9 protein-coding genes and 1 riboswitch are annotated in these 10,938 nt (G+C 72.2%); of the genes, 8 read left to right on the top strand and 1 reads right to left on the bottom strand.

Annotated features, from left to right (window positions below; translation table 11 throughout):
- Positions 1 to 251 precede the first annotated feature (251 nt).
- The 4 genes from ACWC5O_RS15725 to ACWC5O_RS15710 all read left to right on the top strand — a co-directional run bounded on the left by ACWC5O_RS15725 (position 252) and on the right by ACWC5O_RS15710 (position 5,106).
- Entirely contained in the window at positions 252 to 1,655 is a 1,404-nt protein-coding gene (locus tag ACWC5O_RS15725) for a M16 family metallopeptidase (RefSeq protein WP_450586986.1), read from the top strand.
- Entirely contained in the window at positions 1,652 to 3,055 is a 1,404-nt protein-coding gene (locus ACWC5O_RS15720; RefSeq protein WP_450586988.1) for a M16 family metallopeptidase, read from the top strand. Before ACWC5O_RS15725 ends, ACWC5O_RS15720 begins: the two co-directional genes overlap by 4 nt.
- A gap of 224 nt (positions 3,056 to 3,279) precedes the next feature.
- Positions 3,280 to 3,444, top strand: a riboswitch (cyclic di-AMP (ydaO/yuaA leader).
- Positions 3,445 to 3,456: 12 nt separating this feature from the next.
- Positions 3,457 to 4,212 (top strand): M23 family metallopeptidase, encoded by a 756-nt coding sequence (locus ACWC5O_RS15715; RefSeq protein WP_450586990.1) that lies wholly within the window; start codon positions 3,457 to 3,459, stop codon positions 4,210 to 4,212.
- Between the two features lie 198 nt (positions 4,213 to 4,410).
- Complete coding sequence (locus ACWC5O_RS15710) at positions 4,411 to 5,106, top strand: GntR family transcriptional regulator (RefSeq protein ID WP_450586992.1); 696 nt, start codon at positions 4,411 to 4,413, stop codon at positions 5,104 to 5,106.
- A 183-nt stretch (positions 5,107 to 5,289) separates the two neighbouring features.
- Here the strand turns inward: ACWC5O_RS15710 and ACWC5O_RS15705 are convergent, their stop codons facing one another.
- A complete protein-coding gene (locus tag ACWC5O_RS15705; protein ID WP_071381868.1) occupies positions 5,290 to 5,571 on the bottom strand; it encodes an HPr family phosphocarrier protein in 282 nt (93 codons plus the stop codon).
- A gap of 177 nt (positions 5,572 to 5,748) precedes the next feature.
- Between ACWC5O_RS15705 and ACWC5O_RS15700 the strand changes: the two genes are divergently transcribed.
- From ACWC5O_RS15700 to ACWC5O_RS15685, 4 genes are read left to right on the top strand one after another with little or no spacing between them, the layout of a single operon-like run.
- Entirely contained in the window at positions 5,749 to 8,622 is a 2,874-nt protein-coding gene (locus ACWC5O_RS15700) for a bifunctional acetate--CoA ligase family protein/GNAT family N-acetyltransferase (RefSeq protein WP_450586994.1), read from the top strand.
- A gap of 16 nt (positions 8,623 to 8,638) precedes the next feature.
- A complete protein-coding gene (locus ACWC5O_RS15695) occupies positions 8,639 to 9,052 on the top strand; it encodes a hypothetical protein (RefSeq protein WP_450586996.1) in 414 nt (137 codons plus the stop codon).
- 1 nt (position 9,053) lies between these two features.
- The gene (locus ACWC5O_RS15690; RefSeq protein WP_450586997.1) at positions 9,054 to 9,650 is read left to right on the top strand and encodes a DUF5998 family protein; all 597 of its coding nucleotides are present in this window, start codon (positions 9,054 to 9,056) and stop codon (positions 9,648 to 9,650) included.
- Positions 9,650 to 10,894: an alkaline phosphatase family protein gene (locus tag ACWC5O_RS15685; RefSeq protein WP_450586999.1), complete on the top strand. Its 1,245-nt coding sequence runs from the start codon at positions 9,650 to 9,652 to the stop codon at positions 10,892 to 10,894. Before ACWC5O_RS15690 ends, ACWC5O_RS15685 begins: the two co-directional genes overlap by 1 nt.
- The last annotated feature ends 44 nt before the right edge of the window (positions 10,895 to 10,938 follow it).

Here is a 10,938-nt window from a genome sequence, read left to right as displayed (position 1 = left end):
AAGCGTTTGACGGATCTGACGCGGACCATTGTGGACCGAGGCACTGACAACCCGGGCCACGACCCGGTCCGCGCGGTCCTGCCCGGTGCCGGAAGGCCGTCCCACGGCACGCCTGACGCAGGCTACGCGATCCGCTGTGGGCGTACGTCCGGCGGGAACTTCGCCGAGGCCTCGCACGCTTTGCATACAGTGGCAGGACCGGCAGGAAATCCGCGGTTTCGACGACCGCCTCCGCTCGCGAAGGGACGTACATGCCCATGGGTCACACGACCACGGCCGAGGCAGGCTCCGGGGGCCTGACAGCGACCGAGCACCGCCTGGCCAACGGTCTGCGCGTGGTGCTCTCCGAGGACCACCTGACCCCGGTGGCGGCGGTGTGCCTCTGGTACGACGTCGGCTCCCGCCACGAAGTCAAGGGACGTACCGGCCTGGCTCACCTTTTCGAGCACCTGATGTTCCAGGGCTCAGCACAGGTCAAGGGCAACGGCCACTTCGAGCTGGTGCAGGGCGCCGGCGGCTCCCTGAACGGCACCACCAGCTTCGAGCGCACCAACTACTTCGAGACCATGCCCACCCACCAGCTGGAGCTCGCCCTCTGGCTGGAGGCCGATCGTATGGGCTCCCTGCTCGCCGCCCTGGACGACGAGTCCATGGAGAACCAGCGGGACGTCGTCAAGAACGAACGCCGCCAGCGCTACGACAACGTGCCCTACGGCACCGCCTTCGAGAAGCTGACCGCCCTCGCCTACCCGGAGGGCCACCCCTACCACCACACGCCGATCGGCTCGATGGCGGACCTGGACGCGGCCACCCTGGAGGACGCGCGCCAGTTCTTCCGCACCTACTACGCGCCCAACAACGCGGTGCTCTCCGTGGTCGGCGACATCGACCCCGTGCAGACCCTCGCCTGGATCGAGAAGTACTTCGGGTCCATCCCCTCCCACGACGGCAAGCCCGAGCCCCGCGACGGCTCCCTGCCCGAGATCATCGGCGAGCAGCTGCGCGAGGTCGTCGAGGAGGAGGTCCCGGCGCGCGCCCTGATGGCCGCCTACCGGCTCCCGCAGGACGGGACCCGCCGGGCGGACGCGGCCGACCTCGCCCTGACCGTCCTCGGCGGCGGCGAGTCCTCCCGCCTGTACAACCGGCTCGTGCGCCGCGACCGTACGGCCGTCGCGGCCGGCTTCGGCCTGCTGCGCCTGGCCGGTGCGCCCTCGCTCGGCTGGCTGGACGTGAAGACCTCCGGTGACGTCGAGGTGCCGGTGATCGAGTCCGCGATCGACGAGGAGCTGGCCCGGTTCGCCGAGGAGGGCCCCACGGCCGAGGAGATGGAGCGCGCCCAGGCCCAGTTGGAGCGCGAGTGGCTGGACCGGCTCGGCACGGTCGCCGGGCGCGCCGACGAACTGTGCCGGTTCGCCGTCCTGTTCGGCGACCCGCAGCTCGCCCTCACCGCCGTCCAGCGCGTTCTCCAGGTGACCCCCGAGGAGGTCCAGGAGGTCGCCAAGGCCTGCCTGCGCCCCGACAACCGCGCGGTCCTCGTCTACGAGCCCAAGCACCCGGAGACCGTCCAGGACGCCGACGTCCCCGAAGACCCGGAGCAGGAAGCCACCGTAGAGGCGGGCGCCGACCAGAGCGACAACGAGGAGACGGCCAAGTGACCGAGCTCGCCACGATGGACTTCCACCCCCAGCCGCAGCCGGGCGAGGCCAGGCCCTGGGCGTTCCCGGCCCCCGAGCGCGGCACGCTGGACAACGGCCTGACCGTGCTGCGCTGCCACCGCCCCGGCCAGCAGGTCGTCGCCGTCGAGGTGCTGCTGGACGCGCCCCTGGACGCCGAGACGCCCGCTCTGGAGGGCGTCGCCACGATCATGGCGCGGGCCTTCTCGGAGGGCACCGACAAGCACTCCGCCGAGGAGTTCGCCGCCGAGCTGGAGCGGGCCGGCGCCACGCTCGACTCGCACGCCGACCACCCCGGCGTCCGCCTCAGCCTGGAGGTCCCGGCCTCCCGCCTGGCCAAGGGCCTCGGCCTGCTCGCCGACGCCCTGCGCGCGCCGGCCTTCGACGAGAGCGAGGTCGAGCGGCTGGTCCGCAACCGTCTGGACGAGATCCCGCACGAGCTGGCCAACCCCGCCCGCCGCGCCGCCAAGGAACTCTCGAAGGAGCTGTTCCCGGCGACCTCGCGCATGTCGCGGCCGCGCCAGGGCACCGAGGAGACGGTCGAGAAGATCGACGCGGCGGCCGTACGCGCCTTCTACGACCGTCATGTGCGGCCCGCCACGGCCACCGTGGTCGTGGTCGGCGACCTCACCGGCACCGACCTGGACGACCTGCTCGCCGACACCCTGGGCGCCTGGACCGGCACCGCGGGCGCGCCGCGGCCCGTGCCGCCGGTGACCGCCGACGACACCGGCCGGGTGGTCATCGTCGACCGGCCGGGCGCCGTCCAGACCCAGCTGCTCATCGGCCGGATCGGACCCGACCGGCACGACCGCGTGTGGCCCGCCCAGGTGCTCGGCACCTACTGCCTCGGTGGCACCCTCACCTCCCGCCTGGACCGCGTCCTGCGCGAGGAGAAGGGCTACACCTACGGCGTGCGCTCCTTCGGGCAGGTCCTGCGCTCCGCGGCCCCCTCTTCCCCCGGAGGGGCTACGGGCGCCGCGATGCTCGCCATCAGCGGCTCCGTGGACACCCCGAACACAGGTCCCGCGCTGCAGGACCTGTGGAGGGTGCTGCGCACGCTCGCGGCGGAGGGCCTGACCGACGCCGAGCGGGACGTCGCCGTGCAGAACCTGGTCGGTGTGGCGCCGCTGAAGTACGAGACCGCGGCGGCCGTCGCGAGCACGCTGGCGGACCAGGTCGAGCAGCACCTGCCCGACGACTTCCAGGCGACGCTGTATCAGCAGCTCGCCGGCACCGGCACCGTGGAGGCCACCGCGGCGGTCATCAACGCCTTCCCGGTGGACCGCCTCGTGACCGTCCTCGTCGGTGACGCGGCCGAGATCAAGGCGCCGGTCGAGGCGCTCGGCATCGGCGAAGTCACCGTCGTGGCAGCCGAGTAGCGGCCTTACGGCGCCTCGCGCGCGTGGGGGCCCTGACGACCCGACGGGTCGTCAGGGCCCCTTGCTGTGCGGAGCCCTTCCCCAGATGTCCGAATTGGGGCAGAGGTTGCCTGTCTGGCCTGTGGGATGCGCTACAAAAGCCCGGATCCGTTTGGGGATCGAAAGTCGGGCCGCATAGCGTCTTCCGGGCTGTCCGTCAGGCAGTGCGCCGCGCCCGCGGCACCGGACAGCCATCGCCGAGTCCCCGTACGGCGCGAGCCAGGGGAGCCGGGGACCCACCGTAGTCCCCTGGGGTGAATCGGACGCCCGCGCGTGAGCGAGGGGGCCCGTAGGAGACCTTCCTGCTCCGAACCCGTCAGCTAACCCGGTAGGCGAGAGGGAAGGAAAGGACCAACCACTTCATGGCGTTCATCTGCGCCACCGGGAAGCACCGCAAGCCCGGCCGGGTCAAGCGCACCACCGCTCAGGCGGCCGGTCTCGCGGCCCTCACCACCACCGGTGTCATCGGCACCCTCGCGGCCACCCCGGCGCTCGCCGCGGAGAACCCCGTCGAGGAGACCGGCCTCACCCCGGTCATCACCGTCAGCGACACGGTCGCCGAGCAGATCGACGCGCAGGCCGAGGCCCAGCAGGTGGCCGCCCGGCAGAAGGCGGCCGAGGAGGCCGCGGCCAAGGTGGCCGCCGAGGAGGCGAAGAAGGAGCGCGAGGCCCAGGCCCGCGCCGCCCGCGAGGCCGAGCGCAAGCGCCTGAACGCCTTCGTCGCCCCGATCGCGCACTCGTACGTCTCCACCGGCTACAAGGCCAGCAGCTCCCTGTGGTCCTCCGGTTCCCACACCGGCATCGACTTCCACGCGGCCAGCGGGACGTCCGTCCACGCGGTCGGCTCCGGCACGGTCGTCTCCACCGGCTGGGGCGGCGCGTACGGCAACCAGATCGTGATCCGGATGGCCGACGGCATGTACACCCAGTACGGCCATCTGTCGTCCATCGGCGTCGTCGTGGGCCAGAAGGTCCTCCCGGGCCAGCAGATCGGCCTGTCCGGCGCGACCGGCAACGTCACCGGACCGCATCTGCACTTCGAGGCCCGTACGACCCCCGAGTACGGCTCGGACGTCGACCCGATCGCCTACCTCCGCCAGCACGGCGTGAACGTCTGACGCTCCGGCGCACGCCATCCCGAAGCCCCGGCTCGCGAGCCGGGGCTTTCGCCGTTTTTCGCGGTGCCTGTCGCATCCGCTGTCCAAAAAATATCCATGGATTCCAGCCTGCCGTCGGAAATTCCGGCTCATTGCAATAGAGTCACGGAACACGCGTCCATCGTCGACGTTTCACGGGGATTAAGGCGGAGGTCGGTCATGCGTATTCCGGCGCACTCGGTGTGCACGGCGATCCGGGACGACATCGTCGCGGGTGTCTACGAGCGCGGCGGCCGCCTCACCGAGGAAGTCCTCGCCCGCCGCTACGGAGTCTCGCGCGTCCCCGTCCGCGAGGCCCTGCGCACCCTGGAGGCGGAGGGCTTCGTGGTGACCCGGCGGCACGCGGGCGCGTGCGTGGCCGAGCCGACCGAGCAGGAGGCCGCCGACCTGCTGGAGATGCGCACGCTCCTGGAGCCGCTCGGTGCCTCCCGGGCCGCCCAGCGGCGCACCGAGGCCCATCTGAAGGTGCTGCGGGGTCTGGTCAGGCTGGGCCAGGAGCGGGCCAGGCGGGGCAACAGCGAGGATCTGCGCTCGCTGGGCGGCTGGTTCCACGAGACGCTGGCGCAGGCCTCGGGGAGCCCCTCGCTGAGCTCGATGCTGACCCAGCTGCGGCACAAGATCGCCTGGATGTACACGGTGGAGGCGCCGCTGAGCCCGGTGGACTCCTGGGCGGAGCACGGCGCGATCGTGGACGCGGTGGCACGCGGCGACAGCGAGCGCGCGCGGGCGATCACGGCCATGCACACCGAGCGGGCGACGGGCGGGCACCGGTTGCGGTTCACCTCGGGCGGGGACCGTTCCGAACGTGTGAGGAACTCGCAACATGCCGTAAACATGTCGAGTCTGCGGCATTAACACGGGCGCCGTATACAAAGGGGAGATATTCGGTGGGCGGGTATTTCCGCTGCCCTTTTCTCGGCGTGCCGTGAATTCCCGGTCGCGGGCCTTCGGTGTGCCTGCGTCGAATTCCTCGGACTGGGCGCGAAAAACGCGGAAGCCGCGCCACCCGGAAAGGGTGACGCGGCTTCCTGGCACACCTCAGACGGTCTCGGGGAGTTCTTCCAGGCCCTCGGAGACCAGCTTGGCCAGTCGGTCCAGGGCGATGTCCGCGCCCTCGGCGTCGGAGGCGAGGACGATCTCCTCGCCGCCCTGGGCGCCCAGGCCCAGGACAGCCAGCATGGAGGCCGCGTTGACGGGGTTGCCGTCAGCCTTGGCGATCGTCACCGGGACACCTGCGGCCGTGGCGGCCCGGACGAAGATGGAAGCGGGGCGGGCGTGGAGGCCCTCGGCCCAGCCGACGTTGACGCGGCGCTCAGCCATGTGTTGCTGCCCTTCAGTGTTCAGGGTTGTCTAGACCAGTTTCCCATATCGCGAAGCGTGCCCGGAGCGGTTCTGCGTCCCGCTCCGGTGTGCCGTCGGACCGCGGCCTCGGTCCGACTTCCGTCCCCCACAGACTGCCTCGCGCCGTTGTCGTACGCGAGCCTTACTCTGGGGCCCATGCAGAGCCCGGCGGACCGGCACGACCGGCACGAGTACCCCGCCCACTGGGAGGCGGACGTGGTGCTGCGCGACGGGGGTACCGCGCGCATCCGGCCCATCACCGTTGATGACGCCGACCGCCTGGTCAGCTTCTACGAGCAGGTCTCGGACGAGTCGAAGTACTACCGCTTCTTCGCGCCGTACCCACGACTCTCCGCCAAGGACGTCCACCGCTTCACGCACCACGACTTTGTGGACAGGGTGGGACTTGCCGCCACGATCGGCGGCGAGTTCATCGCCACCGTACGCTATGACCGCATTGGCGCCGACGGTCTGCCCGCCTCCGCGCCCGCCGACGAGGCCGAGGTCGCCTTCCTGGTGCAGGACGCCCACCAGGGCCGCGGGGTCGCCTCCGCCCTTCTGGAACACATCGCGGCCGTCGCCCGCGAGCGCGGCATCCGCCGCTTCGCCGCCGAGGTGCTGCCCGCCAACACCAAGATGATCAAGGTGTTCACGGACGCCGGGTACACGCAGAAGCGCAGCTTCGAGGACGGCGTCGTACGCCTGGAGTTCGACCTCGAACCCACCGACCGCTCCCTCGCGGTCCAGCGCGCGCGGGAGCAGCGCGCCGAGGCCCGCTCGGTACGGCGGCTGCTGGCACCCGGCCCCGTCGCGGTCGTCGGCGTCGGCCGCGCGCCCGGCGGGGTGGGCCGAAGCGTCCTCGACAACATCCGGGACGCCGGCCATCCCGGCCGTCTGTACGCCGTGAACAAGGCCTTCCCCGAGGACCTCAACGAGGTCGACGGGGTGCCCGCGTACCGCTCGGTGCGGGACATCGAGGGCCCGGTGGACCTCGTCGTCGTCGCCGTACCGGCCGAGTACGTACCCGCGGTGGTCTCCGAGTGCGGCGAGCACGGGGTGCAGGGACTGGTCGTGCTGTCCGCCGGGTACGCCGAGAGCGGGCCCGAGGGGCGCGAGCGGCAGCGGGCCCTGGTCCAGCTCGCGCGTGCCTATGGCATGCGGATCATCGGCCCGAACGCCTTCGGTGTCATCAACACCGCGCCGGACGTCCTGCTGAACGCCTCGCTCGCCCCCGAGATGCCCCGCCCGGGCCGCATCGGGCTGTTCGCGCAGTCCGGGGCCATCGGCATCGCGCTGCTGTCCCGGCTGCACCGGCGCGGAGGAGGCGTCACCGGGGTCACCGGGGTGTCCACCTTCGTGTCCGCCGGGAACCGGGCCGACGTCTCCGGCAACGACGTCCTCCAGTACTGGTACGACGACCCGGAGACCGACGTCGTCCTGATGTACCTGGAGTCCATCGGGAACCCGCGCAAGTTCACCCGCCTCGCCCGGCGCACGGCGGCGGCGAAGCCGCTGGTCGTGGTGCAGGGGGTCGGCTCCGCGCCGCAGGGGCACGCGGTACGGGCGACACGGCTGCCGCATGCGACCGTCTCCGCGCTGCTGCGGCAGGCCGGGGTGATCCGGGTCGACACGATCACCGAACTGGTCGACGCGGGGCTGCTGCTCGCCCGGCAGCCGCTGCCCATGGGGCCGCGCGTGGCGATCCTCGGGAACTCCGAGTCGCTGGGGGTGCTGACGTACGACCGGTGTCTTGCGGAGGGGCTGCGGCCGTCGCCTCCGCTGGACCTGACCACCGGGGCGACGGCGGAGGACTTCCATCGGGCGTTGTCGCGGGCGCTGGCGGATGAGACGTGCGACGCCGTCGTCGTCACGGCGATCCCGGCGATCGGGGAGGGGACGCCCGGCGACGCGGAGCTGGCGGAGGCGCTTCGGTCGGCTGCGGCTGCCGTTCCGGGAAAGCCGGTGCTGGTGGTGCACGTGGAGCTCGGGGGGCTTGCGGAGGCGTTGTCGGCCGCGGCCAGTACGTCACCACAGGCCCTCGCGAAGGCACCCGGTGCTGAGGGCGGTGCCCCTTCCCCACTCTCGGCTTCGCTCGAGCGGGGGGACCCCCATCGCCCTGCGGAACGACCGCCCACCGCCGTGCAGGCCCCCTCGGAGGACGCTCCCTCTCGTCTCATCCCCGCCTACCCCGCCGCCGAGCGCGCCGTCCGGGCCCTCGCCGAAGCCGTGAAGTACGGGCAGTGGCGGCGGGAGGCCGCCGATCCGGGCAGGGTGCCGGAGTACGACGACATCGACGAGAGGGGGGCAGCCGAGCTGATCGAAGGGCTGCTGGAGCGTGGGCAGGGGCTCACGATCGGGCAGGCGGAGACCTGCGAGCTGCTCGAGAAGTACGGCATCCACGTGCGCCGGGCGCTGGCCGCTCCCACCCCGGACGCCGCCGCCGAGGCCGCCCGCACCCTCGGCTACCCCGTGGCCCTCAAGGCCACCGCCCCGCACCTCAGGCACCGGGCCGACCTGGGCGGCGTACGCCTCGACCTGGCGGACGAGGAGCAACTGCTCAGGGCCTACGCCGAGTTGACCGAGCTGTTCGGGCAGCCAGAGGAGCTGCGGCCGGTGGTGCAGGGGATGGCGCCCCGGGGTGTCGACACGGTCGTACGGGCGGTGATCGATCCGGCCGCCGGGGCCGTGCTCTCCTTCGGCCTGGCCGGGGCCGCCTCACAGCTGCTCGGGGACATGGCGCACCGGCTGATCCCGGTCACCGACCGGGAGGCGACCTCGCTGGTGCGGTCGATCCGGACGGCGCCGCTGCTGTTCGGCTGGCGCGGCTCCACGCCCGTGGACACGCCCGCGCTGGAGGAGCTGCTGCTGCGGGTGTCCCGGCTCGTGGACGACCACCCCGAGGTCGTCGCCGTCACCCTGGAGCCGGTCGTCGTCGCCCAGCACGGCGTGAGCGTCCTCGGTGCCACGCTACGGCTCGCCCCGCCACCCGCCCGCGACGACCTCGGCCCGCGCACACTGCCGGCCTACTGAGGGGGGAGGGGGCCACATGGAGATCGCCGGCCAGTTGCTGCCCGAGGGCAGCTGGTGGGACTGGGAAGTGATCGTCTGGGACGGCGGGCAGCTGCGCCTGGCCGCCGGTTACGACCTCACCTACCACCACGGTCTGGAGCTGGTCTTCGTCGACCCGTTCCTCGTCTCCTGCCCGCCCAGCTTCCAGGACCCCGTCTTCCGCGCCCCGACGGCCGGGGAGACAGCGCGCCTCGTGCGCGCCCTGGGCGAAGCACCGGCCGTCGTCGTCGCGTTCGAAGCGGATGCGGGCGGGCGCGAACCCCTCTCCTGTCTGATCGCCGCCGAGCGCCTGGACATCCTGTCGGGGTTCGTCCCTCGGCACTCGCGCACGGGTGCGAAGGCCGCCACAGGTGCTCGCGACTGGCCCGGACCCCCCTTGCCCACGGATTAAGATGGACGCCATGGCCAAGACCAGTACGACGACCCAGGGGCTGCGCACGGCGATCGAGCGCAGCGGCTACTACCCGGCCCTCGTGTCCGAGGCGGTGGAGGCCGCCGTGGGCGGCGAGCCGATCCGGTCGTACCTGGTCCATCAGGAGACGACGTTCGACCAGAACGAGGTGCGGCGGCATGTGACCGTGCTCGTCCTCACCGGCAACCGGTTCATCGTCAGCCACACCGACGAGCAGGCCGCCGACAGCACCTCCCCGACGCCGTACGCCACGACGTCCACGGAGTCCGTGAAGCTCGGCCGGATCTCGTCGGTCGTGGTCAGCCGGGTGGTCGCGAACCCGGAGCAGTACACGCCGGGCACGCTGCCCCGCGAGGTCGTGCTGACCATCGGCTGGGGCGCGGTCAGCCGCATCGACCTGGAGCCCGCCGCCTGCGGCGACCCCAACTGCGAGGCCGACCACGGCTACACGGGCAGCTCCACGGCGGACGATCTCAGCCTGCGTGTCAGCGAAGCCGGGGACGGCCCGGAGACGGTGCGCCAGACGCTCGCCTTCGCGCAGGCCATCTCCGAGGCGACCGCGGACATCACGCGCTGATGTCCCACCCGTCTCCCTCCGCCGCCCATGATCGAGGGCGCTCCGCGCCCACCCCTCCCGGTCCTTACTCCTGGGACCACCCGGAACCGCTCGCCCTGGACACCGCGCCGCTGCCCGAGTACGGCACCGGCTCCCTCGCCGACCTCCTCCCGACCCTGGCCGCCGGCCTCGGAGTCCCCGGCACGACCGCCGCGATCACGGAACTGACCCCGGTGGACCGGGCCTGTGTCTTCCTGGTCGACGGGCTCGGCTGGGAGCAGCTCCGGGCGCACCCCGACGAGGCCCCCTTCCTCACCTCGCTGCTCGACAGCTCGCGCGGCGGCACCGGACGCCCGCTCACCGCCGGCTACCCGGCGACCACCGCGACCTCCCTGGCCTCCGTCGGCACCGGCCTGCCCCCGGGCGCCCACGGACTGCCCGGCTACACCGTCCGCAACCCGGCCACCGGGCAGCTGATGAACCAGCTCCGCTGGCAGCCGTACACCGACCCCCGCCCCTGGCAGCCGTACCCCACGGTCTTCCAGCTGGCCCACGAGGCCGGGGTGCACTCCGCCCAGGTGTCCTCGCCCACCTTCCAGCACACCCCGCTGACCAAGATCGCGCTCAGCGGCGGCACCTTCCACGGACGGCTCACCGGCGAGGACCGCATGGACCTCGCCGCCGAGCAACTGGCCGCCGGTGACCGCTCCCTGGTGTACACGTACTACGCCGAGCTGGACGGCGCCGGACACCGTTACGGCGTCGCCTCCGACACCTGGCGCGGACAGCTCATGTGCGTCGACCGGCTCGCCCAGCGCCTCGCCGAGCAGCTGCCCCCGCGCAGCGCCCTGTACGTCACCGCCGACCACGGCATGGTCGACGTCCCCTTCGACGAGCAGCACCGCATCGACTTCGACGAGGACTGGGAGCTGCGCGCCGGAGTCGCCCTGCTCGGCGGGGAGGGGCGGGCGCGGCACGTGTACGCGGTGCCGGGCGCCGAGAACGACGTGCTGACCGTCTGGCGCGAGGTGCTCGGCGAGCAGTTCTGGGTGGCCTCGCGGGACGAGGCGATCGCGGCGGGCTGGTTCGGGCCGCAGGTGGACGACCGCGTGTACGCGCGCATCGGGGACGTGGTCGCGGCCGCGCACGACGACGTCCTGATCATCGCCACCGAGCAGGAGCCCAAGGAGTCGTCGCTGGCCGGCAACCACGGTTCGATGACCCCTGCCGAGCAGCTGGTCCCGCTGCTCGAAGTACGCTCCTGAACCTCCCTGCCCTGTGACTACTCGCCGAAAGGTGCTCAACTCCT

Source organism: Streptomyces sp. NPDC001450 (assembly GCF_053597295.1).
This window is presented reverse-complemented; position numbering and strand designations above follow the sequence as displayed.

Excerpts from the sequence above, each read along its gene's own strand:
- ACWC5O_RS15725 (WP_450586986.1), top strand. The coding sequence starts at position 252 with ATGCCCATGGGTCACACGACCACGGCCGAGGCAGGCTCCGGGGGCCTG.
- ACWC5O_RS15715 (WP_450586990.1), top strand. The coding sequence starts at position 3,457 with ATGGCGTTCATCTGCGCCACCGGGAAGCACCGCAAGCCCGGCCGGGTC.
- ACWC5O_RS15710 (WP_450586992.1), top strand. The coding sequence starts at position 4,411 with ATGCGTATTCCGGCGCACTCGGTGTGCACGGCGATCCGGGACGACATC.
- ACWC5O_RS15705 (WP_071381868.1), bottom strand. The coding sequence starts at position 5,571 with ATGGCTGAGCGCCGCGTCAACGTCGGCTGGGCCGAGGGCCTCCACGCC.
- ACWC5O_RS15700 (WP_450586994.1), top strand. The coding sequence starts at position 5,749 with ATGCAGAGCCCGGCGGACCGGCACGACCGGCACGAGTACCCCGCCCAC.
- ACWC5O_RS15695 (WP_450586996.1), top strand. The coding sequence starts at position 8,639 with ATGGAGATCGCCGGCCAGTTGCTGCCCGAGGGCAGCTGGTGGGACTGG.
- ACWC5O_RS15690 (WP_450586997.1), top strand. The coding sequence starts at position 9,054 with ATGGACGCCATGGCCAAGACCAGTACGACGACCCAGGGGCTGCGCACG.
- ACWC5O_RS15685 (WP_450586999.1), top strand. The coding sequence starts at position 9,650 with ATGTCCCACCCGTCTCCCTCCGCCGCCCATGATCGAGGGCGCTCCGCG.